Source organism: Marinobacter sp. EN3, from assembly GCF_000475315.1.
Classification (GTDB): Bacteria; Pseudomonadota; Gammaproteobacteria; order Pseudomonadales; family Oleiphilaceae; genus Marinobacter; species Marinobacter nauticus.
Window position 1 is genome coordinate 17,684 of sequence record NZ_AXCC01000096.1, and the last position, 26,485, is coordinate 44,168.

At 57.8% G+C, this 26,485-nt stretch carries 25 protein-coding genes; 12 read left to right on the forward strand and 13 right to left on the reverse strand.

The genetic code is table 11. The features are described 5' to 3' along the window. Positions 1-3 precede the first annotated feature (3 nt). On the reverse strand, positions 4-552 hold the full coding sequence (gene gloA, locus Q675_RS36670; protein ID WP_011786447.1) for a lactoylglutathione lyase: 549 nt from the start codon (positions 550-552) through the stop codon (positions 4-6). 197 nt (positions 553-749) lie between these two features. After that, complete coding sequence (locus Q675_RS36675; protein ID WP_023012198.1) at positions 750-1,889, reverse strand: alkane 1-monooxygenase; 1,140 nt, start codon at positions 1,887-1,889, stop codon at positions 750-752. Positions 1,890-2,142: 253 nt separating this feature from the next. Between Q675_RS36675 and Q675_RS36680 the strand changes: the two genes are divergently transcribed. The 5 genes from Q675_RS36680 to Q675_RS36700 all read left to right on the forward strand — a co-directional run bounded on the left by Q675_RS36680 (position 2,143) and on the right by Q675_RS36700 (position 8,389). Continuing rightward, complete coding sequence (locus Q675_RS36680) at positions 2,143-2,799, forward strand: GntR family transcriptional regulator (protein ID WP_023012199.1); 657 nt, start codon at positions 2,143-2,145, stop codon at positions 2,797-2,799. Between the two features lie 187 nt (positions 2,800-2,986). Then, on the forward strand, positions 2,987-4,003 hold the full coding sequence (locus tag Q675_RS36685) for a DUF6160 family protein (protein WP_023012200.1): 1,017 nt from the start codon (positions 2,987-2,989) through the stop codon (positions 4,001-4,003). Between the two features lie 64 nt (positions 4,004-4,067). Then, positions 4,068-5,126, forward strand: coding sequence for a lysylphosphatidylglycerol synthase transmembrane domain-containing protein (locus Q675_RS36690; RefSeq protein ID WP_023012201.1), 1,059 nt, complete (start codon positions 4,068-4,070; stop codon positions 5,124-5,126). Continuing rightward, positions 5,123-7,354: a glycosyltransferase gene (locus Q675_RS36695; RefSeq protein ID WP_023012202.1), complete on the forward strand. Its 2,232-nt coding sequence runs from the start codon at positions 5,123-5,125 to the stop codon at positions 7,352-7,354. The genes Q675_RS36690 and Q675_RS36695 overlap by 4 nt, the downstream gene beginning before the upstream one ends. 87 nt (positions 7,355-7,441) lie before the next feature. Then, entirely contained in the window at positions 7,442-8,389 is a 948-nt protein-coding gene (locus Q675_RS36700; RefSeq protein ID WP_011786452.1) for a YbgA family protein, read from the forward strand. A gap of 66 nt (positions 8,390-8,455) precedes the next feature. Here the strand turns inward: Q675_RS36700 and Q675_RS36705 are convergent, their stop codons facing one another. From Q675_RS36705 to Q675_RS36715, 3 genes are all read right to left on the reverse strand, one after another. Continuing rightward, complete coding sequence (locus Q675_RS36705; RefSeq protein ID WP_023012203.1) at positions 8,456-9,187, reverse strand: YdiY family protein; 732 nt, start codon at positions 9,185-9,187, stop codon at positions 8,456-8,458. A gap of 23 nt (positions 9,188-9,210) precedes the next feature. Continuing rightward, entirely contained in the window at positions 9,211-10,230 is a 1,020-nt protein-coding gene (locus tag Q675_RS36710) for a rhodanese-related sulfurtransferase (RefSeq protein ID WP_011786454.1), read from the reverse strand. A gap of 122 nt (positions 10,231-10,352) precedes the next feature. Beyond that, on the reverse strand, positions 10,353-11,081 hold the full coding sequence (locus Q675_RS36715; protein ID WP_022992419.1) for a DsbA family protein: 729 nt from the start codon (positions 11,079-11,081) through the stop codon (positions 10,353-10,355). A gap of 123 nt (positions 11,082-11,204) precedes the next feature. Between Q675_RS36715 and Q675_RS36720 the strand changes: the two genes are divergently transcribed. Next, the gene (locus Q675_RS36720; protein ID WP_023012204.1) at positions 11,205-12,170 is read left to right on the forward strand and encodes an NAD(P)H-dependent flavin oxidoreductase; all 966 of its coding nucleotides are present in this window, start codon (positions 11,205-11,207) and stop codon (positions 12,168-12,170) included. On the opposite strand, the gene Q675_RS36725 is transcribed toward Q675_RS36720, so the two are convergent. The 6 genes from Q675_RS36725 to Q675_RS36750 form a co-directional block, all read right to left on the reverse strand. Next, a complete protein-coding gene (locus Q675_RS36725; protein ID WP_031211900.1) occupies positions 12,153-12,746 on the reverse strand; it encodes an ACP phosphodiesterase in 594 nt (197 codons plus the stop codon). The genes Q675_RS36720 and Q675_RS36725 overlap by 18 nt on opposite strands. 3 nt (positions 12,747-12,749) lie before the next feature. Next, positions 12,750-14,252: a DUF5666 domain-containing protein gene (locus Q675_RS36730; RefSeq protein ID WP_031211902.1), complete on the reverse strand. Its 1,503-nt coding sequence runs from the start codon at positions 14,250-14,252 to the stop codon at positions 12,750-12,752. A 39-nt stretch (positions 14,253-14,291) separates the two neighbouring features. After that, positions 14,292-14,687 carry a hypothetical protein gene (locus tag Q675_RS36735; RefSeq protein WP_227499617.1) on the reverse strand — a complete coding sequence of 132 codons (396 nt, stop codon included), beginning with the start codon at positions 14,685-14,687 and terminating at the stop codon, positions 14,292-14,294. Between the two features lie 2 nt (positions 14,688-14,689). Beyond that, entirely contained in the window at positions 14,690-15,535 is an 846-nt protein-coding gene (locus tag Q675_RS36740) for a DUF6502 family protein (protein ID WP_022992424.1), read from the reverse strand. A 79-nt stretch (positions 15,536-15,614) separates the two neighbouring features. Further along, positions 15,615-17,045 (reverse strand): DUF5666 domain-containing protein, encoded by a 1,431-nt coding sequence (locus Q675_RS36745; RefSeq protein ID WP_023012207.1) that lies wholly within the window; start codon positions 17,043-17,045, stop codon positions 15,615-15,617. Positions 17,046-17,214: 169 nt separating this feature from the next. Further along, the gene (locus tag Q675_RS36750) at positions 17,215-19,155 is read right to left on the reverse strand and encodes a methyl-accepting chemotaxis protein (RefSeq protein WP_023012208.1); all 1,941 of its coding nucleotides are present in this window, start codon (positions 19,153-19,155) and stop codon (positions 17,215-17,217) included. 183 nt (positions 19,156-19,338) lie between these two features. Here Q675_RS36750 and Q675_RS38170 point away from each other — a divergent pair, with 183 nt between their 5' ends. After that, complete coding sequence (locus tag Q675_RS38170; protein WP_023012209.1) at positions 19,339-19,515, forward strand: DUF6435 family protein; 177 nt, start codon at positions 19,339-19,341, stop codon at positions 19,513-19,515. 33 nt (positions 19,516-19,548) lie between these two features. Here Q675_RS38170 and Q675_RS36755 read toward each other — a convergent pair whose 3' ends face one another. Both Q675_RS36755 and Q675_RS36760 read right to left on the reverse strand, forming a co-directional pair. Further along, positions 19,549-19,893 (reverse strand): chaperone modulator CbpM, encoded by a 345-nt coding sequence (locus Q675_RS36755; protein ID WP_011786464.1) that lies wholly within the window; start codon positions 19,891-19,893, stop codon positions 19,549-19,551. 11 nt (positions 19,894-19,904) lie between these two features. Beyond that, the gene (locus tag Q675_RS36760) at positions 19,905-20,864 is read right to left on the reverse strand and encodes a DnaJ C-terminal domain-containing protein (RefSeq protein WP_011786465.1); all 960 of its coding nucleotides are present in this window, start codon (positions 20,862-20,864) and stop codon (positions 19,905-19,907) included. Positions 20,865-21,119: 255 nt separating this feature from the next. Here Q675_RS36760 and Q675_RS36765 point away from each other — a divergent pair, with 255 nt between their 5' ends. The 5 genes from Q675_RS36765 to Q675_RS36785 all read left to right on the forward strand — a co-directional run bounded on the left by Q675_RS36765 (position 21,120) and on the right by Q675_RS36785 (position 26,483). Beyond that, positions 21,120-21,893: an SGNH/GDSL hydrolase family protein gene (locus Q675_RS36765; RefSeq protein WP_011786466.1), complete on the forward strand. Its 774-nt coding sequence runs from the start codon at positions 21,120-21,122 to the stop codon at positions 21,891-21,893. 68 nt (positions 21,894-21,961) lie between these two features. Beyond that, complete coding sequence (locus Q675_RS36770; RefSeq protein ID WP_011786467.1) at positions 21,962-22,984, forward strand: hypothetical protein; 1,023 nt, start codon at positions 21,962-21,964, stop codon at positions 22,982-22,984. Positions 22,985-23,074: 90 nt separating this feature from the next. Further along, a complete protein-coding gene (locus tag Q675_RS36775; protein WP_023012210.1) occupies positions 23,075-23,761 on the forward strand; it encodes a DUF3348 family protein in 687 nt (228 codons plus the stop codon). Next, the gene (locus tag Q675_RS36780) at positions 23,758-25,830 is read left to right on the forward strand and encodes a DUF802 domain-containing protein (protein ID WP_023012211.1); all 2,073 of its coding nucleotides are present in this window, start codon (positions 23,758-23,760) and stop codon (positions 25,828-25,830) included. Before Q675_RS36775 ends, Q675_RS36780 begins: the two co-directional genes overlap by 4 nt. Then, positions 25,830-26,483 (forward strand): OmpA family protein, encoded by a 654-nt coding sequence (locus tag Q675_RS36785; RefSeq protein WP_023012212.1) that lies wholly within the window; start codon positions 25,830-25,832, stop codon positions 26,481-26,483. Before Q675_RS36780 ends, Q675_RS36785 begins: the two co-directional genes overlap by 1 nt. Positions 26,484-26,485: the final 2 nt, after the last annotated feature.

The window sequence follows — 26,485 nt, forward strand, 5'->3', positions numbered from 1 at the left end:
TGATCAGCTGTCCTTGCGCTGTTTCTCCAGCATGTCTGGCTGCAGGATTTCAATCCAGTAGCCATCCGGGTCTTTGATGAACGCCAGGCCTTTCATTTTGCCGTCGTCCGGCTTTTTCACGAATTCCACGCCCAGCTTTTCGAAGCGCTCACAGGCAGCGTAGACATCGGGCACGGCAATGCCGATGTGGCCGAAGCCCTGGGGCTCATCATTGCCGTTGTGGTAGGCAAAGTCGGCATCGTCTTCGGTGCCCCAGTTATGGGTAAGCTCCAGCATCGCTTCCCGGCCAAAGGTGTAGGTAGTGCGGTGGCCATCATCGTTTGGCACAAACTGGGCCTGCTTGTCGTCCAGATAGCCCAGGAAGTAGAGCGTGAACTTCATTTCCGGGAAATCCAGCTTGCGAACCAGGCGCATGCCCAGTACCCGGGTGTAGAAGTCCATGGAACGCTCAGGCTCCTTGATGCGCATCATGGTCTGGTTAAAGACATAGCCTTCGGTTTCGGGAACGGGGTCATCGTACAGGCCCGGGGCCTGCTCAAAATGCTTGGGCATGTTGGCTTCCCTTTCAGTTCAAGGATTCGAACCCTATACCTTTGTGCGACCCACGGTAATTTCAAGAGCAAAAAAGACCCCACGGGCCAGAGACAGGTACCCGCAGGGCGTTAATGCCGACCGAAGCCGGCGTTCTTCAGAGACACTCTGAAGTTGGTCTGGCGTCCGAAGACGCCAATTGGGAAAGCCTGAAAGCGTCAGGATTGCAGCTGATGCTCCTCCCCTCGGTAATAGGCTTCCACTCTCGGATTCATAACCTTGCGCCAGAGTGGCGGGAAGCATGCCAGCACCACCATGGTGGCGTAACCGGCAGGAAGCTGGGGTGCAATTTCATGATGGCGCAGGACCTGGTAACGACGCTTGGCGTAGGCGTGATGGTCGCTGTGACGCTGTAACTGAAACAGGAACACATTAGTCAGAAAGTAATTGCTGTTCCGGCTATGCTCCGGTGTTGTTCGTTCATATCGACCGTTTTCAAGCTTGCGACGATGCAGGCCGTAGTGCTCCAGATAATTGACGATCTCAAGAAGCGTGAACGCGATAAAGCTCTGGCCCAGGAAAAACAGCGCCCCCAGCCAGCCGAACGCGACACTGAACACAACCAGCAGCAGCGCACTGATTCCGTACCACCAAATTAACTCATTGCGCCAGCTGACTGGAGCATGACCTTTGCGTTTGAGGCGCTCTGCTTCAAGCTTCCAGGCATTCAGAAAGTTGTGCACGTATGCGTGTGGTAAAAAGCTGTAGAGCGACTGATTGTAGCGGGAAGATGAGGCATCCTCTGGTGTAGAAACATGCACGTGATGGCCACGAATGTGCTCAACCTTGAACCCGGCATAACAAACCATGGAAAGCAAAAATCCGCCGGCCCAGGTTTCGAGTTTGTCGTCTTTATGAATCAGTTCATGGGCCACATTGATCCCGAGACCGCCGACGATACCGATGGATACAACCCAGCCAAGGGCGCCCACCAGGCTGAAAACGCCGGAGGCCAGTACCCAGACACCCCATCCCAATAACGCTGCATAGGCGACGACCCAGATCAGGGTCACGGCCCGGTAATACTTTTCCTGATTAAGCCGCGGCACATCGGATTGTTCATCAGGATTCAGAGCGTCTTTTCCGAGCATCAGATCAAGCAGAGGGATAATGCCAAACACAACCACGGGGACGCCCCAGGAGAAGGCGTTGACCAGACCGGTGCTTTCCCCCACAGCCAGTAATAACGGAGGCAACACCAACGGAATCATCGCAATGAGGTAGCTGTATTTTTTAAGGGTTAACAACAGCCGGCGGCGACCGGCTTCTGTACTGAAAGTGATGGACTCTGAGCTCATGGTTGCTCCTTTTTGTAGGAATCGGAACCGGGCGTTTGATGAGACCCCAGCCTCCATGCATTATTGTCTAACAATATTGCAGTCGTCAAATAAAATGTTATTCTGGAGATGACAAGGTTCACGAACCGGATATCTTCCGCCGGACCATCCCTGACCCGTTACAGGCTGTGATAGACTCATGCGCATTTCCACGACTGCCGGTGCTTTGCCCTCCTTAGCCAACCGGCTTGTTAAACCTGTTCAGAGAGCTCTTATGGATTTTCAGGTGCCCAACACTTTGGCGGAGCAGATCGCCAACTATCTGGCAGAGCGAATCATGACCGGCCAGGTTCCCCCCGGAGAACGCATTCAGGAGGCCACCCTGGCCTCGGAACTCAAAGTGAGCCGGGCATCGGTGAAAGAGGCGCTTTACACCCTGGAGCGTTGGCACCTGGTGGAAATCACGCCGCGGAGAGGGGCTTCCGCAACCCAGCTGAATGCCGAGTACGCGGCAGAGCTTTACGACGTCTACATGCATTTGCTGATGATGCTGGCTTCGCGCCTGTGCGAACGTTGGAAGGAATCCGATAGAGACCGGGTACTGGCCGCGGTATCTCAGGTGGTCGAGCGCATACAAGAACCCCAACCCGACATCACCCGGGTGGTGGAAGCCAGCTTCAACGTGATGGAAGCCTGCTGTGAGGTTGTCGCCAACCCCTACCTGACCGAGGCCTTGTCCAACTTCAAGCCTGCCGTAAGCCGTGCCTATTATCTCGGAGCAGACCGCTATCGCCAGGGCCTCGCGACCACCAGCACATTTTTCTCGGAGTTGCCGCAGGCGGTGTTGGCGAGGGATGCGACCAAAGCCACTGAGCTGATCCGGGGCTTCGCTGAACATCAGAAAAACCTCATCCGCCAGGCACTGGATTGAAACACCGGTCACGACTGTTCAGGTTGTGACCAGCCTCACAGATCACCCCCGCCTTCAGGCTTAAAGTAACAATGTGTAACTTTTAACGACCGCAGCTCTGGTTATGTTGTCCCTGCGGCTGATCAGCACACGTCAGGTGTTCTGAATCAATCAATAACAACAAATCGTCGAACGAACCGGGGCCAACATGTCTTTTCTCATTCCTGAGGCCAGAAAATCCCTCGCCTGCCTGAGCCTGATGGCCAGCGCATCATTAGCCGTGCCAGCCATGGCCGAATTCCAGCCGCTGGATGACACAACCCTGGCGGGTGTGACTGGCCAGGCCGGTGTAACCATTGAACTGGAAACCAAGCTCAATATTGATCACCTGATCTGGACCGATGAGGGCTCCCTGGGCATCAACGGCCTGAGATTGTCCGGCCAGAACGATACCGTGCTGGACAACATGAAGCTGACGATTGATATCGCGGGCAGTGGCGAGGTTCTGGAGCACGGTTTCTCCGAGATAGCACGCCGCGCCAACGCCGGTCTGCTCGATACCAGTAATCCCGATGTCGCGGACGCGCTGGCGAAATACTCGGTTGGCGGCAGTTTCGGCAAACAGTTCGACAACGGCGACCTGGTGATCCACCTGGGGGCCAGCGATTACGGCGACCCCACCAGCCTGACCAACTATCTGCAGGCGGTGGATTTCGAACTGGCCATCGACAGTATTACCACCACCGGCAGTGAAGGCAGCGCCAGTTTATTCTCAAACATCCTGCTGCAGGGTTACATCGGCCCCACCGATCTGGTTATCCGCAATAACGGTGGCGCCACGCGCACCCTGGCCAATGGCAACGTGGTGTCCGGCTCGGAACTGCAGCTCGATACCCACTTCGAAATCAGCAACGGCAGCCTGAACTGGGACGCAGCCGACGTGATCCTGCTGTTCAACTTCGCCGCCGTTGGCATTGAAGGGTTACAGATCCATAACCGCCGTGGCGCGGATACCCTGGGGCACTTTGGTATGGCCCATGCCAAGGCCAACCTGTCCCGGGGCACCAGTGCCGCTTCTGGCAAAGAAGGCCTTTCTGTACACGATGTGGAATTCCGGGCTGATATCGACATGCCGGTATTCCGCATGGGTGACACCAGCATCGGCTCGGTCCAGTTCACAGACTTTGCCATCACCAACACCAATCTGATGGTTTACGGTCACTAAGCCAAACTGGACAAGCACTGCCCTGCACAGGGTACACTGCCCGCCACCAACAGACGGGCAGAGCATGACCAACAGCACTGACAGCAACTACCAGAAACGGACTTCCTGGCGACGGCTTACGGCCTTCGCCCTGTTGTTTGTGGCCATGACCGGTGCCGGCCTGTATGCGGTCTACGACCGCTTCGCCGGCCGCAGTTTCCAGTTCGATGATCGCCTGCTTTCTCCCACTCTGCTGTTGCCGGTCGCGGCCCTGCTGCTGATCTACTTCATGGCCGATGGTCTGCGCCTGCACTACACCCTCAAGGCGCTGGGGCACCGGCTGCCATTGCGCAAGATCTTCCGGCTGGTGTTCATTAATCTGTTTTTCTCCAACGTAACGCCCATGGCCACCGGGGGCGGGTTTGCCCAGATCTGGTATCTCACCCGCCATGGGGTGCCCGTGGCCCGCGCCACGGCGGCCACCACTATCCGCACGGTACTCGCGGTGGCGTTCATTTTCTCACTGACACCGGTCTTTCTATTGAGCCTGGAGGCCCTGGACGGCGGCATCTGGTCGTCCGGTATCGGCACCGCACTGGCGGTGTTTGTGTCGCTCTATCTGGGATTCTTTGCCGTGCTGCTGTTCCGGACACGCTGGATGATCCTGCCGTTGAGCGCTCTTGTCGCAGGCCTGCGCAAGGCACATCTGATCAACCACCGCCGGCACGACCGCTGGCAGTTCAAATTACGGCGGGAAATGCTGCGGTTTGCCCTGTGTTTCAGCGAATACCTCCGTGGCGCGCCACGGGACGTACTGCTGTCGGTAGTGTTCACCGCCGTGTTCCTGCTCAGCCTGTTCAGTTTTCCCGCCCTGCTGATTCACGGCCTGGGCTATGAGGTGGATTACCTGACCACTCTGGGCTTGCTGGTGGTAACCACCTTCATCATGTATTTCTCCCCCACTCCCGGGGCCTCTGGCATATCGGAAGGCGTGTTCGGCAGTTTCTTCCGGGATATCCTGTCGGGCAATCACCTGGTGCTGGTCACTATTGCCTGGCGTTTTCTCACTATCTACCTGGGCATGCTCATCGGTTTGCTGGTGATGCAGAGGGAACTGATCAAAAGCCACCGGAGGCCGGAATGATCCGTCGTAACCCGCTTAAACTGCTGTTCTATCTGTGCCTGGCCATTGTGGTGGCGCTGGTGGGCTACAAGGTGTACCTGAATTTCTTCAAACAGGACTTTGAGGCCCTGCACAGCGAGCAGGTTGAACGCATCCACCAACGCACTCCGCCAGGCTCCGGTATCCGTTTTGCGGTGGTGGGCAACATCAACAATTCCGTGGGCATCTTCGAGCGCCGCTTTATCCCGACCCTGAACCAGGCCGGTGTGGACTTTCTGGTGTCGTCCGGCAATGCCGTGAGCGGCGGTGGCGAGGATAAATACCGCGCGCTGTATGGCACCCTGAGCCACCTGGACATTCCCTATCTGCTCACCTTCGGCCCGCACGAATACGAGAATTTTGGCAGTTTCCGGTTTTATGATCATTTCGGGCCCCATTTCTACAGTGTGCGGGCCGGTAATACCCGGCTGATCTTCCTCGACAGCACCGGGAAAACGCCCTGGCGCTGGCAGATTCGCTGGCTCCGGGATCTTCTGGCCCACGACACCAGCAACGCACACATCCTGTTTATTGGCCACCCGCTTCTGCAACCGGAAACCCCAGCCCTGTTCGACGATGAAGACGACTACCTGCAACCTCCCGCCTTCCGGGAGGAGCTGCTGCAGCTGATTCGGGAGCAAGGCATCGACCTGGTGTTTTCGGCCAACCTGTCGCTCTTTGACGAGCAGGTGGTGGACGGCACGCCCTACATTACCACCGGGGGTGCTGGCGGGCTGGTGCTGAATACGGAGGACAGCTTCTACCACTACGTGGACGTACGGGTCTCTCCAGACGGCGACGTCAGCTATCAGATGGAGCGTCTGGAAGTGGGTCAGCATCCGGTCTGGAAGCGGCTGGAAAGCTTGTGGTTCTTTGTGTATTCCCTGTTCTACACCGGCTATCTAAACTTCATCCTGATCGTCTCGGTGTTTTTGGCGCTGACCATCAAGCTTTATCAGGTCATCTTCATCGGCAAGGATTACTACCCGGATTACGACCTGGACCCCACCCCGTGGCTCGAAAAGCCGTTGCGGGTCACCATGTTCACCAACAACTATCTGCCTTTCATTGGCGGGGTTCCGATTTCCATTGAACGGCTGCGCCGTGGCCTGGAACATCTGGGAGATAGTACCCAGATTGTCGCGCCTCGGTATCGCGACCAGCCCAGCGAGGAAGATGCGGTAGTGCGGGTACCCTCACTGCTGGCCATGGGCGAGAAACGGGAATTCCGTCTGGCCAATATTTTCCTGGCCCGTATCCGCAAGCAGGTGCGGGGCTTCCGGCCGGATGTGATTCACCTGCATCATCCGTTCTGGCTGGGTAGTCTGGGGCTGTTTATGGCCCGTCAGCTGCGCATCCCGGCCATCTATACCTATCACACCCGTCTGGAGCACTACGCTCACTTTGTCCCCCTGCCCGGGATGCTGTTCCGGAACCTGATTTCCCACGCTCTGATCAAACGCTTCGCCAACCGCTGCGATGGCGTGATCGTACCGACTTACTCCACCGAGGAATACCTGCGGATGATCGGGGTGACCACGCCCACCTTCGTACAACCCACCGGTATCGAGTACGAGCGTTTCCAGGCTGTGAAGCCCGCAGACGTGGAGGCACTCCGGAAAAAACTGGGGCTGAGCAACGAGAAGGTCTTTATCAGCGTGGCCCGGCTTTCCAACGAAAAGAACATCGACTTCATGATCGAAGCCATCGACCGGCTGCGGCAGGAAAGCGACGTGCCGTTCCGGTTTCTGATGATTGGCGATGGCCACCAGAGGGACCGGCTACAGAAGAAAATTGACAGCCTGGAGCTGGGCTCTCACTTTACCCTGGTGGGCGCGGTTCAGCCGGAGGAGATGGCGCTCTGGTACAACCTTGGCGATGCCTTCCTGTTCGCCTCCAAATCCGAGACCCAGGGCATGGTCATTCTGGAAGCCATGTCTGCCGGGCTGCCGGTGGTAGCGGTTCGCTCCAGCGGCATTGAAGATGTGGTTCGGGACGGCCTGAACGGCTACAAGACTCCGGAGAACCAGGCCCGCTGGATTGAGAAAGCCCAACGGCTGCTTGAGGACGACAAACTGCGCACCGAGCTGTCGGACAAAGCCCGGGCCTTTGCCGAGGATTATTCCATCGAGCAATTTGCCCGGGATGTCCGGGGCATTTACGCGACCAGCCTGGCTGCCCGGGAGAAACGCAACAAAACGTCTTCATGAGTACCTTGGGTGCATTGCTCTGATCGGTTTACACTGAATGAACGTAAGCGGTATCAGTAACGTCACTTTTGTGTATTGGAGAAGCCTGTGAGCGGTATACCGGTTGGCATCAGCACTTGCCTGTTGGGCAAGGAAGTTCGGCACGACGGCGGCCACAAACACTCCCGCTACTGCACCCAGGTGCTGGCAAAGCACTTCGAGTTCCGCTCTATCTGTCCGGAACTTGAAGCCGGCCTTGGCGTTCCCCGCCCCGCCATTCATCTGCGGGAGCATGAAGACGGTCTTCACCTGGTGGAAAGCAAGGGCAGCAAAGACCACACCGAAGGCATGCAGAACTTCATTGCCGAAGTACTACCCTCTCTGGCCAACCTGCGCGGCTACATCCTGATGGCGAAATCGCCCAGTTGCGGCATGGAACGCATCAAGATTCACAACGCCGAAGGCAGTTTCATGCACAGGGATGGCCGCGGTATGTTCGCCGAAGCGCTGATGAAAGCCTACCCGCTGATGCCGGTGGAAGAGGAAGGCCGCCTGCACGATGACATGCTGCGGGAAAACTTCATTGAACGGGTATTTGCCTACGACGACTGGATGCAGAACGTGGCAGGCGAAAACCTGACCAAGCAGGCGCTGATTGATTTTCACACCCGCCACAAGTTCACGCTGCTGGCCCATTCAGAAAAGATCTACCGGCAACTGGGCCCGATGCTGGGCGACCTCAAATCCGAACCTCTGGAACAGATTGCCGACCGCTACATCCATCAGTTCATGGAAGCCATGACCCAACGGGTAAGCCGTGGCTCGCATGTGAATGCCATGCAGCATCTGTTGGGTTTTCTGAAAGAAGGCATGTCGGCCGAGGAAAAAACCGTGCTGCTGGAGCAGATCGAAGCCTACCGGCGCGGTGAGATACCTCTGGTGGTGCCCATGACGCTGCTGCGCCTGGCCCAACGCAAGGAACCGGTAGACTACCTCCACTCCCAGAAATACCTGACGCCCTACCCGGACGAACTGGGCCTGAGAAACAACGTGTAACCCCAAAAACAAACGGGGCAGAGGATTCTTCCCCTGCCCCGTTTTTGTTTGTGGCTACCGGGTGTGTCAGAACCCGTACAGCAACGACAACGACGTTTCGGTGTCAGTCTTGTCAGTACCGGCGGGCGCATCGGATACATGCTTTACCCGGAACGCCGCTTTCATCGACAGCGACCCCACGATACTGGTTTGCAGGGACGTTTCGGACTGGCTGATGGTGTTGTTCTCATCCAGTCCAATTTCGGTACTGAGCTTCTGCCGGAACAGGGCGGTGTCCGATAAGGCGTAGTCGAAATGGGCGGCTAATCTTGCGATCGCTTCCTTTTCAGCGTCGTCGCCATCGTCATTCACCTCTTCAAGCTTGTTATACCGATAACCCAGGCCTCCAGAAATGTCGAGGAACGATCGCTCTCCCACCTGCCAGACGCGGTTTCCGTAACCAGTGCTCAAGGTAGACTCGAAGTCGTAACCGGAGAAACGATCGTCTTCCCAGGAACCTCTGACAAACCAGTATTGTTGCTCATCGAACTTGTAGTCGGATTCCAGCGCAACCTGATACTCCTCTGCCGTGGTTTCTTCATCGGCTTCAGTGTACCGGGAACTGAACTCGCCGGTATTCCGCCACATCGTTGTCTCATGTTTGAGAGCCAGCCGACCATTCACCTTGGTTTCTTCGGTGTTGCCAGAGGTCAGCAAAATGCCAAGCTCAGCCTCACCTTCGACGTTGCCGCTTTCCTGGGCCCAGGCCACGGGGGCCACCACCAGGCAGGCAACCGCCAGGGGTTTTCTGATCAACATACTGTCTCCTTACTCAGGGGCTGTTAATTCACAGCAGACTTACGCTGCTTTTCCCCCTCCAGACTCCTGCGCGCCTGTGCTTCCCGTTCGGCCTTCTTGCGGGCCTTTCGCTCAGCAATAATGCGTGCGGCCTCGCCGCCGACGTGTTCTTCTCCCCGCTCACGGGCCAGGCGCATCTGGCGCTCACGCTCCTTGAAACGGGCTTTCTGTTCTTCGGTCAGGCTGTCGATGCACTGGTGGCAACTGACACCCTGTTCGTATTCCGGGCGCTGCTTGTCGGCCTCGGTAATCGGCCGGCGACAGGCGTGGCACTGGTCGTATTCGCCACGTTCCAGGTTGTGATTCACCGTTACCCGGTCGTCAAATACGAAACACTCACCCTGCCACAGACTCTGCTCCTGAGGAACCTCTTCCAGGTACTTCAGGATGCCGCCCTTGAGGTGATACACCTCTTCGAAGCCCTGCTCTTTCAGATAAGCCGTAGACTTCTCGCAGCGGATACCGCCGGTGCAGAACATGGCGACTTTCTTGTGCTTCTGCGGGTCGAGGTTCTGCTTCACATACTCGGGAAACTCGCGGAAGGTGTCAGTGGCCGGATTGACGGCGTTTTTGAAGGTACCGATCTCGACTTCGTACTGGTTACGGGTGTCGACCAGGACAACGTCCGGATCAGAGATCAGGTCGTTCCATTGTTGCGGCTCCACGTAGGTGCCGACAATCCGCTTGGGGTCGATGCCATCGACGCCCATGGTGACGATTTCTTTCTTGAGTTTGACCTTGGTGCGTTTGAACGGCTGGATATCGACGAAGGATTCTTTGTAGTCGATGCCGTTGAAGCGGTCGTCTTTGCCAATCCACGCTTTCACAGCGTCGATGCCTTCTCGGCTGCCGGCGATGGTTCCGTTGATGCCTTCGCGGGCCAGCAGCAGGGTGCCGTGCACGCCTTTTTCCAGCATCAGGTTCAGCAAGGGCTGGCGTAGATCTTTGTAATCATTGAGGACTGCGAACTTGTAGAGTGCGCAGACGACGATTTCGTTGCTCATGGTTTTCTCCTGCGGGCCGGATCGTAAATCCGGAGCATGATTTGATATTTGTCACGGCCGGTGGGCGCGAGGGGGCAAAGTTTAATCAACCAGGCCCCCGATGCAAGTTGCGGATGGCCGCATTACTCCGCTTTGGCCAACTCCCGTTCTACAACCGCCGACAACTGGCCCCAGCCGGGCCGTGTCAACTGGATGTTGTCGACCATGACCGTGGGTGTGCTGGCGACCCGGAGCTGGACAGCCACTTGCAGGCTCTGTTCGACAGCTTCCCGGTGCAATTCGGTTTCCATGCAACGACGGAAGCGGCGTTCTTCCAGGCCGAGGTCACTGGCGTAGCGGGTGAAGGTGGCCGTCGGATCGTTGGAACCACTCCAGTCCAACTGGGAACCGTAGAGTTTGTCGTGCATGGCCCAGTACTGGTCCTGATCACCCGCACAACGGGCGGCCAGGGCGGCGGGCATGGCGTTCTGATGCTGGCGCAGAGGCAGGTCGAAATAGACGAAACGGACTTTACCGGACTCCACATATTCTTTCTTGAGGCGCTGGCTGGCTTCGGCGAAGCGGGCGCAGGCCGGGCACTGGTAGTCGGCGAACTCGCGGACGACAACCGGCGCGTCTTCGTTGCCAACGGAGACGCCGTACTGGTCGACAATGGCCGGGAATTCGTCGGCGTTGGGGGCCGCCACGGGAAGTGCCTCGGAGCTGGGTGCCGGTGGTTTGGTGACGAAATACAGGCCGGCAATGACGGCCACCCCGATCACCAGTGACAGGACGATGATCAGTGATTTGCGGCCCTGCGTGTTGCGTGGCGAAGGGGCGCCGGTCTGTTTACGTCGTTTTGCTTCACCCATGACGGGCTCCTTGTCTGGAGGTTAATAACACACTATCTCAGAAAACCGGTTTCGCGGCTCTGCGGGAACAGGCTAAGATCCCCCATAGCTTGAGAAAGTTCCAATAAAAATCAAGGACTCAACATGCCAATTCCCGCACAGCTCCAAAATCAGCTTCGTCTTCCGTTAATTGCCGCCCCCATGTTTCTGATTTCCTCACCCCGCCTGGCCCTTGCCTGTTGCAAAGCCGGCATCGTGGGCAGTTTTCCAGCCCTGAACCAGCGCAGCAGTGAGGGTTTCGAGCAATGGCTGGTGCAGATGAATGACGAGCTGGCGCAATGGCAAGCGCAGCAACCAAGCGCGACAACCGCGCCCTATGCCGTGAATCTGGTGGTGCACCGCACCAACCCGCGCTGGCAAGCGGATCTTGAACTGTGCGTAAAGCATCAGGTGCCAATTGTCATTACCTCCCTGGGCGCGGCCAGCCAGGTGGTGGAAGCCGTGCACAGTTACGGCGGGCTGGTATTCCACGATGTCACCAATCAGAAACACGCCCGCAAGGCGGCAGAAGCCGGGGTGGATGGCATCATTGCGGTCAGCGCCGGCGCCGGTGGCCATGCCGGTACCACCAACCCGTTTGTACTGGTGCATGAAATCCGTGAGGTGTTCGATGGCACCATTTTGCTGGCCGGCGGTTTGTCCCACGGAGAGGATCTGTTGGCAGCCCAGGCGCTGGGGGCAGATCTGGCCTATATGGGCACACGGTTTATCAATACCGAGGAATCCGAGGCAGAGGATGCCTATCGGAACATGATCATCGAAGCCGTATCAGCGGATATCATCCATACCCCGGCGGTGTCCGGTGTACCGGCCAGCTTTATGCGCCAGAGCCTGGAGGCCGCTGGCTTTGATATGCAGAAGCTGAACCAGGCCGGCGATGTGAATTACGGCGAGAAGCTCAAGCCCATGGACGATGAGGCCAAGGCCTGGAAGACCGTCTGGTCCGCCGGTCAGGGTGTGAGCCAGATTCATGATGTGGTGTCGGTTGAGGCGTTGGTTCAGCGATTGGAAGAGGAATATCAGCAGGCCCGTTCACGCCTGATGGGATGATTCCGGATAGCGGTTGGCGAAGGCCTGAAGTTCCGGAAAGAAGGCCAGAAAATGTTCCTCCAGTTCCGATTCATTGGCCCGGATTTCGTCGATGATGCCGGTAAACCGGTTGGCAAAGCGGATTCGGCTGGCCACGCGATCGAGGGCATAGCCGATGTTGTCCAGATCCTGATAGGCGCCAAACCAGTCATGCTCGACCATGCGACGGGTCACCACCGCCATGTTGTCGGGCATCAGCGCCTGGTGGCTTTGCAGTTCCTGGTATACGGTCCGGATAAAGGTATTTTTGTCCCAGTCACTGAACTGTTCCCAGTGCCGGAGCAGAAAGTGGTCGTAGAGGATATCCAGAGCCACGCCGGCAAAGCGCCGGCGCTCCCTTGAGAACAGGCTTTTACTGGCCAGCACCTGCGGATGCTGATCGGTGAATACATCAACCGCCAGGTGGTGCCGCACGCCTGCAAGCACCGGCGACGGCACATGATCCCAGTCCAGTCCCCGGGTGAAATCCCCGAGGATACTGCCCACTCTCGCCTCCGGTGAGTCCGGTGCGAGGAAGGTGTGGGCGAGGTGGTTCATGGCTCAGTCTTCGCTTTCCAGTCCGATTTCATCGGCGACGTAAACACCCGGGGGTGACTCAACGTAATCTATCTCAAGACTTACCGATGCCCCCTGTGAGAACGCCGATTCGATAGAGCTTCTCTCGCCATCATCGAAGTCGACAAGACTGATATCGATTCTGACACCAAGGATCGTATAAAAACTATCCTCGATATCAGACAACTGGCCTTCCAGCTCATACTTCCGCGGACTCGCCGGAGTAGTGTCTTCCTCGTTGCGCTCAATCTTGACGGCCTCAAGCGTAACGCCAGAGCCGGACTGCCGCTCGATACCTTCCACTTCTACCTGATAACTGCCGTTCAGGTCCGCCAGTTTCAGGCGCAGATCGCTGTCATCGTCGGTGATGATCGTCCGTGGCGTGAGCTGCACCAACACACCACCAACCCGGAAGGTCTGGTCGTTGAAGTTGAGCGTGTTGACGTCGAGGACACCGTCTACTGAGGCGTTGCCTTCACGAGCTTCAATTTCTTCAGCCAGTACGGAGCCATTATCCTGGAAATCCCCCTCAACCTGTATCAGCATGCCGGCGGTCAGATCCGAGGCCGACAAACCATCATCAAACTCGGTGTTGTCGTCGACAAAGACAATCAGGCCGTTGATGTGGAAGGATCGGTCCGATGCGTTGTAGTCGGTGCTCACGGGGCCTGAGAACTCAATGTCATCGCCGGAGCCCCGACGGTAGCGACGGGTTTCGCCTTCGTCGATTTCCCGTGCAATCAATACGCCATTGGAGATCGTACCTTCGGCCTCCACCAGCAGAAGATCCGCCAGATCGGCTTCCGTCAGCGACCCGGCGAACGCGCTGTCAGTGTAAGAGACCGACTGCCCGTTAATGCTGAACTGATTCAGATTCAGCTGCAATGAACCCTCGTCGATGCGGCCTTCAATCTCTACGTTGGTTTCGTCCTGCGTCATCAAACCAATGTGGCTTGCCCGGTACCGGCCGTCGGGGTCCGGCTCACGCCAGCCACTGATGCGCACGAAAGCGCCGTCTGCCAGGGTTTCAAGCGCAATGTCCTTGAACACCGTCTGCTGGTCGGCAACCACAGTCTGCTCATAGATGGTGAACTGCACCGATTCGACCATACCGTCGGCATCCGGGGTCTGAATCAGATTGTCCACACGCCCGCGGAAGGTATCGTCGTACTCGACCGACTCCGCATTCCCCCGGCCATCAACTCGCCACTCGCCTTCGATCCTCAGGATCATGCCTTCCTGTAACTGGTCTTCACGCTCAATGCCGTCATCACTGCTGACGCGACCATCCGTCTCAAACTTCACGCCATTGACGAAGACACTGCCGAAACCGGAAACCGGCCCAACGCTGGAGCCTGTGCCTCGGATGCCGCCGTCGGCAACGCCGACTCCACCACCGCCACCGCCGCCGCAGGCACTCAACACGCCGAGTGCGATCGGTGCGGCGGCGAGTTTCAGCATTCTGTGAAGCGTTACTGCTCTGAACATTGCTCTCTCCTGCGGGCCATCCGGGCCCGCCACTGATTGTCAGCTGTCGTTGTGGCGTCGTCGTAGCTTGTCGATATCAACAAAATCATCGTAATTGCCCAGGCTCAGTGAACCGGTAGCACCCCAGGGAGCATAAGCGCTTCTCTTTAACAGAACGTGACCGCTCTCCAGGGTTTCCACAATGCCCTTTCGAAGCAGTTCCGCAAGCACGACAGAAGGCACCAGGTTTGGATTGGCGATTTGCACCAGGTCAACAAAGGAATGGGGTTCATGGGGCGTTGCAAGCACCACCTTCGGGTGTTTCTGCTCATCCAGGAAATGCTCGGAACTCAGCCAGTATCTCACCACCTGACGGGCACCCGGCGAAAGCAGCATGCTGACCAGTTCGGTGGTTTGCCAGCGCGGGGGTTGTCCGGTCGGGACATTAAGAGCCATTATCATTCATCTCCGCTCTTGTTCGTCTGAACCGGCTCTTCAAAATAGAAAATGCTGACGCCGGTCCGTACCGATTCGCCGCCCTCCTGGCCGGATACTCCCCGGTCGTGAGGCCCTAACCAGCTGTCCAGATCTTCCAGCAGGGCCTGGGACTGCCTTGCGGCTTGTTCACGCCACGCAGCGATCACCTCTGGTGGTATTTCATTATAGGTCAGGGTGCGCTGGAACAGCGGCTCACGCCCGACATCCCGACTCACCAGATTGTGATCAATAGTGGCTACAAGATCAGATACGTCCTCTCCGAAGATCTGGAGCATTTCTTCGCTGTCTCCGGCCGGCACATACGCCCGCTGTTTCAGGATCAGGAACCCAGTATCCGGCTCAACCGCGACTACCCCAACCCGCTGGAGCTCATCCAGTACCGCTCTGGGAGTCATATCGCCACTGTATTTTCGAACCAGCTCACTGAAGCTCCCGGCGCCCTCGAATGCCAGCACCGCGGGCTGTCCATTCGCAGCCTGATAGGTCTCATCGTGCACCCATCCGGACACCACACGCGAAGCGCGATTGGCATGAGAGGTTCGTTCGCTGACCGGGCTTTGCCCCGCCAATATCTCTCGTTGTTTTCGCACTTCTTTGCGGGTCAGGCCTGTCATCACTGCCGCTCTGGAATCGGTTGGTTTGCGGCGCCCGTCAGAGAAATCCTCCAACGCAGCCTCCACATACGCCCTTTTCACCAGCTCAGAGAATTCGCCGAACGGTACGCCATTGCGCAACAGCAGTCTGGCCATGGGGCGCAAAATGCGGAACAGCGCTTGGTGCAGGGGATTGGATTTGGCATCAGTCATGTTTGGGATTGTATTCCCATCTTGCCCCGGAAAACCAGACACAGGTTGCGGTATCCCCCGCAACCTGTGTCCTTCAACCTCAGTTTTCGGGGTTTGCGGTCAACACATACTCTCCGCCGATGGTCTGGTCGTACTCAACCTCGGCTTCATCACCAACCTGAAGACCCGCAACGCTGAAGTCATTCAGCAGGATTTCCAGATTCATCACCGTCACCGACGTATCAGAAATGGCATCGATTCTGGCCTCCAGCTCAAAGTTATCATCTTCGTCGCTGTCTTCCCGCTCAATGGTGAAAGCTTCGAGGTAATCAGTACGCTGACGACCTTCCACCTCGACATAGTCCCCAACGCTGAAGGCGTTGATGTCATCAACCCGATTACGCAGGTCGTTATCACTGTCATCATCGTCGATCAGGGTATTTGCGGTGAGTTGAACGCGAACGCCACTGACCACCAGCAATTCACTGTCCAGATCGATCTGCTGGATGATGCCGTCCAGTTCCGCATCGCCTTCCTGGCCTTCCACTTCTTCCGCCAGCAGGGTGTTGTTGCGGAAATCACCCTCGACTTTCACGAACACGCCATCCTGGAGGCTGCCCTCGCTGATGTCGTCAAACTCGGTCTCAGCGTTTAGCTGCACCAGAACGCCATTAATCCGGAAGGTGCGGGCAGACGCATCGAAATCGTAGATATCACCGGAAATTTCAACGTCGTCGTTATCGTCAAACAGGTCGTCCTCATCATCAATTTCTTCGGCGAGCAGGACATCGCCGTCTGCGTTGAGCTGACCTTCCACTTCAACCGCGAGCCCGTTCTCCAGTTGGTCCAGACTGAAATCGTCATCCGCGACCGCGCTGGTGTAATCCACTGTAAAACCGTTGATGGTGAAGGTCTGCAACTGCGCATCCAGGTTCTGGACCACGCCTTCAAGTTCAGCCTCATTCACATCGTCAAAATCCGAGCCCAGCAGACGCGCACCCACGAAGCTGGCCCGGAAGCTGCCGTCATCCAGCCGCCAGCCACTTACCCGAACCCGATAATTGGCAGGCGCGGCCGCAAGCTCAACCGGTGTGGCTCCGCGGAATACCGTCTGGTTGTTAAGCACAACCAACTGCTCCAGCAACTCCAGCTGTCCGGTGCTGGCAGTGGCATCCCAGGTTGCCGCAACCAGCGGCCCCCTCAGGGTGTCGTCATAAAACACAGCGTCGGCCTGGCCCTGGCCCCGCTCGTCCCAGCCACCTTTGATTTTCAGCACCATGCCTTTTTCAAGCTGGCCCTCACGCTCAATGCCGTCGTCACTGCTAACGCTGCCATCGGTCGCAAACCGGGTTCCGTTGACATACACGCTACCAAAACCGGTCACCGCACCAACACTGGTGCCCTCGGCATTGCCACTTGCACCTACTGAACCGGAGGAGCCGGAGCCACCGCCACCACAGGCGGCCAGGCCGCCGGCCAAGGTACCAACCAGAACCAACTTGATCGCTTTTGAAAGTCCGTTGCGCTTCATCTTCCTTCTCCCGACTGATTTGACAGAATCCGGCGCATTTTTCAGCGCCACAATAATTGGGATATTTTTCCCAAATAATTAAATGGGAAAATAATCCCAAATTTTCAATTTGTCCAGTCAGGAAAGATGAAAATTTCGTGAATCGTTTCTGGAAACGTGTCCGGGTCTGCTAGACCCGGAACTGGGATGCCTTTGTTTGCAGGGCCGACAGGGTGCTTGCTATTTCACCGCTGGCCTCGTCCGATTGCGTTATGGAATCAACGGTTTCCCGGGAGGAATCGGCGATTTCACGCACGCTGACGCTGACTTCGCTGGCGTGCCCACTCTGATCTTCCGCCACCCCGGAGATCTCAAGGGCCCGCTGCTGAAGGCTGGCCAGCAGTTGGTTAATGCGGTCGAAGTGCTCGTCGGCCCGGTGGAACTCCGTTGAGGATTCCGCGACCTGACCGGACACATCGTTAATGGTGCTGACGGCCTGACGACTGCCTTGCTGCAACCTTTCGATAATGGCCTGAATCTCGGTGGTCGACTCCTGGGTTCGGCTGGCCAGAGTGCGTACTTCATCAGCCACCACCGCAAACCCTCGACCGGACTCGCCAGCCCGCGCCGCTTCGATGGCGGCGTTCAGTGCCAGCAGGTTGGTCTGCTCCGCGATAGCTCCGATCACGGACAATACCGAGCCAATCTCTTTACTCTGGGTATCCAACTGATTGACCGCCGCGACCGCTTGCTCAACGTTCCGCACGACGCTGTCGAGACGATCACGCACTTCACGGGAGATCTCCGCCGTGGCCGCACTTTCGGCGCTGACATTCCGGACTTCGCCGGCGATATCCTGCACATCACCGGCGACTTCGGAAATGCTGCGCGACATCATCTCCATGGTGCCGGAAACCTGGGCAACACCCTGCTCCTGACGATTCACCGCGGCCACAGCGCGGCGACTGATATCCCGCTGGGCCTGCGCCTGGCCGGCGGCGGACTCTGCCGACGCCTTGACGTCTGAGACCAGTTCCTGGATCCGAGCAATAAACCGGTTTACTCCGTGCCCCATTTCGGTCAGTTCGTCATTGCCTTTAAGGGAGACTCTCCGGGTGAGATCGGCTTCGCCATCGGCAATCCCCCAGATCGCCTGGCTAAGGCGGTAAACCCTGGGCAGCACGCCGCCGCCCAGCACCAGGGCCACAAGCACAACCAGGGTTACGACCGACACCACCGCCAGAAGCGACAGCTTGGTGGACAGACTTTCGGCTTCGTCATTCAACGCCTGCACGGTGTTATTCATGCTCGTGCGGGTTTCTGTGTCCATGGCTGCGAGCTGCTGTTGTAACCGCTGGTTCACCTGCTCCGTTTCGGTGCCAAGTGTCTCCCTGAGTGCATCAATACTGCCCGCAATGGTTGCTCCGAATTCCGCCTCTAGCTGAGTCAGGTCACGATTGATGCCCTCAAGCGACAACCCAAGTTTCAGCTCTCCAATAGCCGAACCCTGTGGCGCAATATCCGCGCTGATGATCACCACATCGGGATCCCGGCTGGCAGCATCCAGGACCCGATTTGCAGCACCACGACCTTCCCCCTGCTCCATAAGAGTGCGAACACGATCGTCCGTGCGATCCACATAGCGGGTCAGACGTTCACCGTACTGATCGTAGTAAATTGCAAACAGAACAGACTCTCTGGCATCGGCCAGTTCCACCAGATCGGTCAGGCGGGGGATGTCACGATCCCAGATCAGAGGCGCAGCGACGGCAGCCAGCACCTCGGCAAGCCCCTGGGCTTCCGCCATAACGGCTGTACGAACATTACCGGCCACACGCTCCTGCTGCTCGGTCTGCTGGCGGGTGAGTTCCGCGGAAAGTTCGTCGGTTGTTTTCTGGCGCATGCGCTCAAGCCGGCCCCGGACATCTTCCCGGGTTTCACCAAACGAGGCGCTGACATTATTGCTGCTGGCTTCCAGCGCGGTGCCTGCGGTTTCGACCAGCCGCTCAACCTGGTTCGATATCAACCATTGGCTGACAACGACCTGAATCAGGCCAGCAACCAGAAGCACAATGAACACCGGCCGCAACAGACGACTGGTCACGAGGTGTTTGAAAAAGCGTATGGACATAGGGACTCCGCTAGTGTTCGCGCGCAAAGCATCCTGCACACCGACAGCCGGCTCCCTGCCGAGTTTCTGTCTTTATGTATAGCAAAAGGCGGGCCTATGTGGGCAGCAATCCAGGTTCTGGAGTGAACTACGCCGGCCCGACAGCGTATATGCTGAAACACTGAACAAGAGGAGAAGCCAGCCATGCTGGGATTTCTGAAGGGCGACCCGAAGAAAAAACTGCAGAAAGCCTATGAGGAAAAGCTCGCCAAGGCGCTGCATGCACAGCGTAATGGCGATTTGCGTAGTCACGGCACGCTGATGGAGGAGGCGGAAAAGATTTACGCCGAAATACAGGCACTGGAAAAGTCCGGGCACTGAAACAGGCGTTCAGCCCCCGGGACAATAATACGCCTACTCGCCCATCAGTTGACGAATGCGCTGGTTCAGACGGTCCACCTCCCGCCGCATGTCCTGAACTTCATCCAGCAGCTCCAGCGACATCGCCAGCCCCGGCAGGTTGAGTTTGAGATCCCGCTGCAGGCGCAGCGCTTTCTGCAGGCGACTCAGCGCGGCCACGTCGAATTGCCACTGGCGCATTTCCGGCACCTCGTCCAGTGGCGCAATGACCCCATAATCCACCAGTTTGATCACAAACTCTGCATGGCAGTCCCCGCGTTCGCAGATTTCCCGAAGCGAGAAGGTGCTGCCATCGGTGTCGGTGACTTCCACCGTCAGAATCCGGTCTTTGCTCGTCATGTTCGCCTCCCTCACACGTGCAGCTTGCTGCGCGGATTAAAGCCTTTCTCCAGCTCAGCCAGCTTCTCGTAGAGTGCTTCAGCTTCCGCCGTGTGCTGTTCCGGCATGGCCACTTGCAGTACCACAATCTGGTCGCCCGGATGTTTACCCGGGAAGCCTTTGCCCTTGAGCCGGAGTTTGCGCCCGCTGGTGGCCCCCTTCGGTACCTTCACATTCACCTTTCCGCTCACCGTTGGTACTGTGACCGTCGCACCCAGGGCGGCCTCCCACGGGGAGATTGGTACAGTCACGAGCACATCCCGGCCCTCAATGCTGAAGTGTGGATGTGGCGCCAGTTCCACTTCGATAAACAGATCGCCAGACTCACCACCACCAACGCCGGGCGCGCCCTGGCCTTTGAGCCGGATGTGCTGCCCTTCCCGCATACCCGCGGGGATCTTTACTTTCAGGGTTTTCTGGCGTGGTATCAGGCGGCCCTGGTCATCCGGTTCATGAACCGTAAACGACACCTGTTTCTCGCAACCGTTAAAGGCCTCTTCAAGAAACAGGGCCAGCCGGGCATGCACATCCTCACCCCGCATTCTCATGCTCTGGCGAAAACCGCCACCACCGAAGCCCCCACGCCGGCCGCCGCCGAAGATTTCCTCAAAAAAATCACTGAACTGACGAGCGTCGGCCTCTGTGTATCCTCCGCCGCCAAAGCCGGAGGCACTCTGCCAGCCCGGTGGCGGCTGGAATGAACCATCGTCTCGGGTGCCGTACTTGCGCAACTGGTCGTACTCGGCCCGTTTCTCGGGGTCCTTCAGTACTTCATACGCTTCGCCCACATCTTTAAAACGGTCGCTCGCATCGGCTTCTTTGCTGACATCCGGGTGATATTTCCGCGCCAGCTTACGGTAGGCCTTCTTGATTTCCTCGGGCGTGGCAGACTCACTCACACCGAGGACGGCGTAATAGTCTTTGAAATCCATGGTGCTCCTCGCATCTGAGCAAATAGGTTTCTCTGATTACCTATATTTGACGCTGATGGAAAAAATACAAGCCAGTGCTGATCGCCACTTGAGACAGGTCAAGCACTGAGAGGCGGTTCACAATGACCGACTGATGGCCGGATCTGACAACTCCGAAGCCTCTTCTACCATTCTGCAAACCAGCGCCCATGGACGATATTGAAAGGGCAGTACCCATAGACGGACCGTCTATCCCTTACACAAGGAGTTCAAACAATGACAATTAATGAACACCGTTCGTTCCTGCCCGATCTCCTGGGCAAAACCCTCAAACCAGCCATGGCACTTGGCGCAGCACTGCTGTTTACCGGCTGCAGTGAACTCGGCTATCTGCTCAGTAACGACAAGGTGACCGACGCCGATAACGACCAGGTCGTTTTCGTTGGCGATTCCATCTTTGCCCTCTCCGGTGAAATCCAGAATCAGCTGGAAGCAAAAGCCGGCGAAACCTTCCGGCGCTACACGGTCTCCGGTGCAGAGCTGTCCGGTGAGCTGATTGCCCCGTCTATTCCCAATCAGTTCCGGGAAGCCGTCACAGACAACCCGGATATCAAAACCATTGTCGGTGATGCCGGCGGGAACGATATTCTGATTCCGGCGATTGCCTTCAACTCCAACAACTGCAAGACACCCTGGTGGCGCTTCGGGCGCCTGAGCCAGCAATGCCGGGATTTCATCGATGATATCTATGTGGAAGGCGTGGATTTCCTGAACGAGATGGCGGAAGCCGGCGTTCAGAAGGGCATTCTTACCGGCTACTACTACACCAAAAACGGCCTGTTCCGGCTGGATGACATGAAAGAGGCGGTGGACTACGGCAATGCCACACTGGCCAAGGCCTGCGAGAACTCGGTACTGGACTGCACATTTGTGGATCCGCGCTGGGTAATCAACGACCGCGACATCATCTTTGATGGTATCCACCCGGCGGATAGCGGTTCGAAAAAGATCGCTGATCTGATCTGGCCGAAACTGCAACCGCTCCTCTGAGCCCCAGGTGTCCCGGCCGAACGGCGGCCGGGACCGCATACGGCAAAACCAATAGCAGGACCGCTGCAATGAAACCACTCAATTCCGTATTGGCGCTCGGTGCCCTGGCCTTAGTGATTGCGGGCGGTTTTCATTACTGGCCCGAGTCATCAAAGCCGGCGGCTATGCAAGCACCCAATGGTTCCACCCCCTCGCGTGCGGCAGCGACGCCCACCACCGAGCCAACCCAAAGCGGCGACCAACGCGTTGTTGAACTGGCCGTTAAGTACCTGGAACTGTACGGCGACACCATCACCGAGCCGGCCACCCAGGCACGTCTGTATAACGAACGCCGAAACCTGTTGGCGCGTTATCCGGATGCCGGTGACGAGCTTTTCCAGTCCGCCGTCACCACGGCCTTTCCGGAACTGGCCGACAGCATTTTCGCGTTAATGGCCAAGCTGGACCTGTATAACCGGTGGCTCGACAATCACGAGCTTCGTTTACAGGGGTTGCCGGACATGGAACGCTACGCCGAGCTCTGGCAGCAACGCGAAGCGATTTTCGGCCCCCTGGCAAGCCAGATCTGGGCCGAGGAGCAGAACCCGGTGGAAGCCAAATCGGACCAGTTCCAGCAGACTCTGGCGCGGCTGGACCAGGCCAACCAGATGCCACTGACCGAACTGGCTCACCAGCTACAGACCACCGCAGACGAACTCTATGGTGCCGATCTGGCCCGGCAACTGGCGGGTTCCGGTGCGACCGGCCACGCCCTGTTCTCCATGGACAGCGTTCAACAACAACTCGCCAGCCTGCCGGCAGACAAACGCCAGCAAACCATCAACGCTCTGCGCCGCCAGATAGGCTACTCCGAAGAAACCGTTCGCCAGTTGGCCGAGGAAGACCAGCGCCGGGAGGAAAAATGGCAGAAAGGCAAAGCTTATATGGCCGAAAGACGCGCCCTGGAGAACCGCCTGAACGGCGATCAACTGGAGGCCGCGTTAACGGATCTTCGCCAGGAACATTTCGGGTTTTCTGCCCCGACCATCGAACGGGAAGAGGAAGAGGGCTTTTTCCGGTTTGAGCGCGAACGCCGCTACGGGCTGAATTAGCAACTTTCCCTACGGTCATTATGTTTCATCGGCCTTAGCCAGTAGAATAGCGTCCTTTTCTACCAAACGGCCCGGTCAATCAGTAAACCAATGACCCAGCATAACCGTGCCCCAATAGGGCCCCGAAATGCACTGCTAGATCAACTGTCCCGATCCGGGGCATTTGCTGCGCCTGAGCAACTTCCCTGCTTTGGTGAGCGACTGAGCCGGCTGTTCGGCCTGGGCGACACCATGACCCTGGATGCGGCCATTGGTTATCGGGCTAAACAGCCAGGCACGCCTCAGGGCGCCGTGGTAGACCGGTTAACCGATGAGCTGGCGACAATACGCCGAGCGCTAGTTCAGCGTATTCGCGGATTTGGCTCAGATCTGGAGTTTGATGGTGAACCCGAACCTGAAGTCGCTCTCAATGCCTGGCTGACATTACAGCGTAAGGTGGCGGCCAACAGCCGTCAGTTGCGGGACAAGGTTCGAAAATCGATGAAAGATCAGGGCCCGAAGCTGGCTCACCTGGCCGAATTGGACGCGGTGTTTGATCAAACGATGGCCGGGTATACCGCACAGTGTTTTTCCCATATTCCCAAGGTACTTGAACAACGATTCGAGCACCGATCGACCACCCCGGAGCAATGCCCTACCCCGGCCACAACGGCCGACTGGTTCCACCGTTACTGCGAGGAAGCGCAGTCTTTGTTACTCGCTGAACTGGATGTTCGGCTGGAACCGGTTCTGGGTTTGCTGGAGGCTTGCCACAAAGAGGTTAACAACACCCCATGAGTAAACTGTTCTTTACCCTGGCGTTTGCCATCGGCCTGGCCGTGGTAGCCTGGATTGGTGCCGGATTTGTCGGTTCCGACCTGCTGGCGCTGGCGTTTACCGGCCTGATTGGCGCCGTTTACTGCCTCGGCTTTGGCGAACTGGTGAATTTCCGCCGACAGACCCGCGAACTGAACGCACAGGTTCATCAGTTACCTGAAAGCCAGGAGCAGGTTAACCACTGGCTTGGCACACTGCCCGCCCCGATGCAGTTCCAGGTGCAACGGCGAATCGAGGGCCATGCCGCCGCATTACCCGGCCCGCAACTGACACCCTACCTGACCGGCCTGCTGGTGATGCTGGGCCTGCTGGGCACCTTTGCCGGCATGATTGTGACCCTGGGCGGCGCTGCCTCAGCCCTGGATAACAGCACCGAACTGAGCGCTATTCGCAGCGCCCTGGCCGCACCGATTGCCGGTTTGAGTCTCGCCTTTGGCACCTCCATTGCCGGTGTGGCCGCCTCCGCTATGCTGGGGCTGGCCTCCACCCTGAGCCGTCGGGATCGGTTGCAGGCTTCCCGCGCCCTGGATAGTGCGCTGCGAGACAAGCTGCATCATCTTTCTACAGACCATCAACGCCATCAGGCGTTTCAGGCTCTGGAGAGCCAGGCCAAAGCCTTGCCCGAAATGGCCTCGGCCATGGAACGCATGACGGCACGAATGGAGCAGCTCGGCCAGCAACTGGAACAGTCCCTGACCCGAAACCAGCAGGAATTCCACAGCACGGTCGGCAGCCACTACCAGACACTGGCCGATTCTGTGGCCCAATCCCTGAAATCGGCGCTGGATGACAGCGCAAAACAGGCTTCGCAACGGATTGAGCCCATTGTTATCCATGCCATGGAGCAGCTTCAGAAAGATGCTCACAGCCTTCAACAAAGCTGGGCTAATGATGCCCGCCAGCAGTTAGCGGAACTGACCGCCGCTTTCCAGAAAACCACTGCAGAAGCCGGCGAACGCTGGCAGCAGAATCTGATTGCACAGCAGGCCCAGAACCAGGAGACGTTGGCGACCCTCTCAAAGCAGAACGAACAAACTCAAAGCCAGTTGCAGGAACAACTCCACACCTGGCTTGGCGCCATCAACGATCAGCACCAAACCTGGCTCAAGGAACAGCAGCAACAACTGGTACAGAGCTGTGAACGCCTGAACAATGCCGGAGCTGAGGTGTCGCAACACTGGCATGCCGGTCTGGCCCGACAGCAGGCTCAAAGTGACGACATGCTGGCAGCATTCAATGAGGCGCTGACTCAATACCAAAGCCATTTCCAGACCAGCAGCACCGGGTTGATTGAGCAGCAACAGGCCGGGCTGGCGGAACTGCTCAGCACCGTTGGCGCTCAGCTCGATCAACTCCGGGAACAGGAAAGCGAACGAGCCCGGGCTGCAAACGAGCGAATGGAACAACTGGAAGCCACAGCAGCACGCCACCTGAGTGAACTGGGCACTGCACTGGAAGCGCCCATGACCCGCCTGATTGAGACCGCTTCGGAAACACCGAAGGCCGCCGCCGAGGTGATCCGACAGCTGCAGTCGGAAATCGCCCGCAACAGCGAGCGAGAAAACGAGCTGCTGGAGGAACGCCAGCGACTGGTTCAGGAACTGGACACCCTGCTGGAGAACCAGCGCAGCACCGCTGACAGTCAGCGGGAGGCGGTGGATACCCTGATCAGCGGCGCCGGCGAAACCCTGACCGGCATCAGCGAACGCTTCAACACCCTGATCCAGGAGCAGAGCCAGCAACTGGGCAAACTGGGCGACGACATTACCGGCAGCAGCCAGGAAGTCGGCGCCCTGAGCGATGCGTTCATGCAGGCCATTGAGCTGTTCAGCCAGTCCAACCAGCAGGTCATCGCCGGCTTGGCGGATATCCAGGCAGCGCTGGACAAGGCCGGTAACCGGCACGATGAGCAACTGGCCTACTACGTCGCCCAGGCCCGCGAGGTGATTGATCTCAGCGTCAGTGCCCAGAAAGATGTGATTGATGCCGCTGCGGCACTGCGCCGGGCAGAATCCAGCGAGGCCGGGTGATGGAACAGCTGGAAGGCGGCGAACAGCAATCGGCACCGGTCTGGGCCATTTTCTCGGACCTGATGGCTGCTTTGGTGGGTATTCTGGCGCTGATTCTTGTGTGGGTGATCGGCATTCAGCTGGAGCTCAGCCAGTCCCTGGCCGAGGAGATCGAGAAGCGGGAAGCCGAAGAGCAGCGCCGGATGGCCCTGGAGCAAGCTCTCGAAGACCCTCTCACCAAAGGTCTGGTGACGTTCCGCGATGGCCGTATCGGCATCAGCGGGAACGTATTGTTCGAGCTGAATTCAGATCAGTTGCAGGCCGAAGGTGAAGAAGTACTGGAATCACTGATTCGCCCGTTACAGGCCTACCTGGAACAGCACGATGAACTGCTGATGGTGAGCGGATTCACCGACGACTTGCCGATGCATCCGGGCAATCGTTATCAGGACAACTGGGGCCTGTCGGCTCAGCGGGCCCTGACGGTTACCCGAACCCTCACAGAGCTGGGTTTGCCCAATGACCGGGTATTCGCTGCCGCCTTTGGTCCTCACCACCCGGCCGTACCCAATGTCGATGCCGAATCCCGGGCCCAGAACCGGCGGGTGGAAATCAGTACCGTGCCACGGGCGCCTTCGCCGGCTGAGAATACTGAAACCGGGGAAGGTGATTGACC

Coding starts and splice junctions, on each gene's coding strand:
- gloA (WP_011786447.1), bottom strand. CDS start 552: ATGCCCAAGCATTTTGAGCAGGCCCCGGGCCTGTACGATGACCCCGTT.
- Q675_RS36675 (WP_023012198.1), bottom strand. CDS start 1,889: ATGAGCTCAGAGTCCATCACTTTCAGTACAGAAGCCGGTCGCCGCCGG.
- Q675_RS36680 (WP_023012199.1), top strand. CDS start 2,143: ATGGATTTTCAGGTGCCCAACACTTTGGCGGAGCAGATCGCCAACTAT.
- Q675_RS36685 (WP_023012200.1), top strand. CDS start 2,987: ATGTCTTTTCTCATTCCTGAGGCCAGAAAATCCCTCGCCTGCCTGAGC.
- Q675_RS36690 (WP_023012201.1), top strand. CDS start 4,068: ATGACCAACAGCACTGACAGCAACTACCAGAAACGGACTTCCTGGCGA.
- Q675_RS36695 (WP_023012202.1), top strand. CDS start 5,123: ATGATCCGTCGTAACCCGCTTAAACTGCTGTTCTATCTGTGCCTGGCC.
- Q675_RS36705 (WP_023012203.1), bottom strand. CDS start 9,187: ATGTTGATCAGAAAACCCCTGGCGGTTGCCTGCCTGGTGGTGGCCCCC.
- Q675_RS36710 (WP_011786454.1), bottom strand. CDS start 10,230: ATGAGCAACGAAATCGTCGTCTGCGCACTCTACAAGTTCGCAGTCCTC.
- Q675_RS36715 (WP_022992419.1), bottom strand. CDS start 11,081: ATGGGTGAAGCAAAACGACGTAAACAGACCGGCGCCCCTTCGCCACGC.
- Q675_RS36720 (WP_023012204.1), top strand. CDS start 11,205: ATGCCAATTCCCGCACAGCTCCAAAATCAGCTTCGTCTTCCGTTAATT.
- Q675_RS36725 (WP_031211900.1), bottom strand. CDS start 12,746: ATGAACCACCTCGCCCACACCTTCCTCGCACCGGACTCACCGGAGGCG.
- Q675_RS36730 (WP_031211902.1), bottom strand. CDS start 14,252: ATGTTCAGAGCAGTAACGCTTCACAGAATGCTGAAACTCGCCGCCGCA.
- Q675_RS36735 (WP_227499617.1), bottom strand. CDS start 14,687: ATGGCTCTTAATGTCCCGACCGGACAACCCCCGCGCTGGCAAACCACC.
- Q675_RS36740 (WP_022992424.1), bottom strand. CDS start 15,535: ATGACTGATGCCAAATCCAATCCCCTGCACCAAGCGCTGTTCCGCATT.
- Q675_RS36745 (WP_023012207.1), bottom strand. CDS start 17,045: ATGAAGCGCAACGGACTTTCAAAAGCGATCAAGTTGGTTCTGGTTGGT.
- Q675_RS36750 (WP_023012208.1), bottom strand. CDS start 19,155: ATGTCCATACGCTTTTTCAAACACCTCGTGACCAGTCGTCTGTTGCGG.
- Q675_RS38170 (WP_023012209.1), top strand. CDS start 19,339: ATGCTGGGATTTCTGAAGGGCGACCCGAAGAAAAAACTGCAGAAAGCC.
- Q675_RS36755 (WP_011786464.1), bottom strand. CDS start 19,893: ATGACGAGCAAAGACCGGATTCTGACGGTGGAAGTCACCGACACCGAT.
- Q675_RS36760 (WP_011786465.1), bottom strand. CDS start 20,864: ATGGATTTCAAAGACTATTACGCCGTCCTCGGTGTGAGTGAGTCTGCC.
- Q675_RS36765 (WP_011786466.1), top strand. CDS start 21,120: ATGACAATTAATGAACACCGTTCGTTCCTGCCCGATCTCCTGGGCAAA.
- Q675_RS36770 (WP_011786467.1), top strand. CDS start 21,962: ATGAAACCACTCAATTCCGTATTGGCGCTCGGTGCCCTGGCCTTAGTG.
- Q675_RS36775 (WP_023012210.1), top strand. CDS start 23,075: ATGACCCAGCATAACCGTGCCCCAATAGGGCCCCGAAATGCACTGCTA.
- Q675_RS36780 (WP_023012211.1), top strand. CDS start 23,758: ATGAGTAAACTGTTCTTTACCCTGGCGTTTGCCATCGGCCTGGCCGTG.
- Q675_RS36785 (WP_023012212.1), top strand. CDS start 25,830: ATGGAACAGCTGGAAGGCGGCGAACAGCAATCGGCACCGGTCTGGGCC.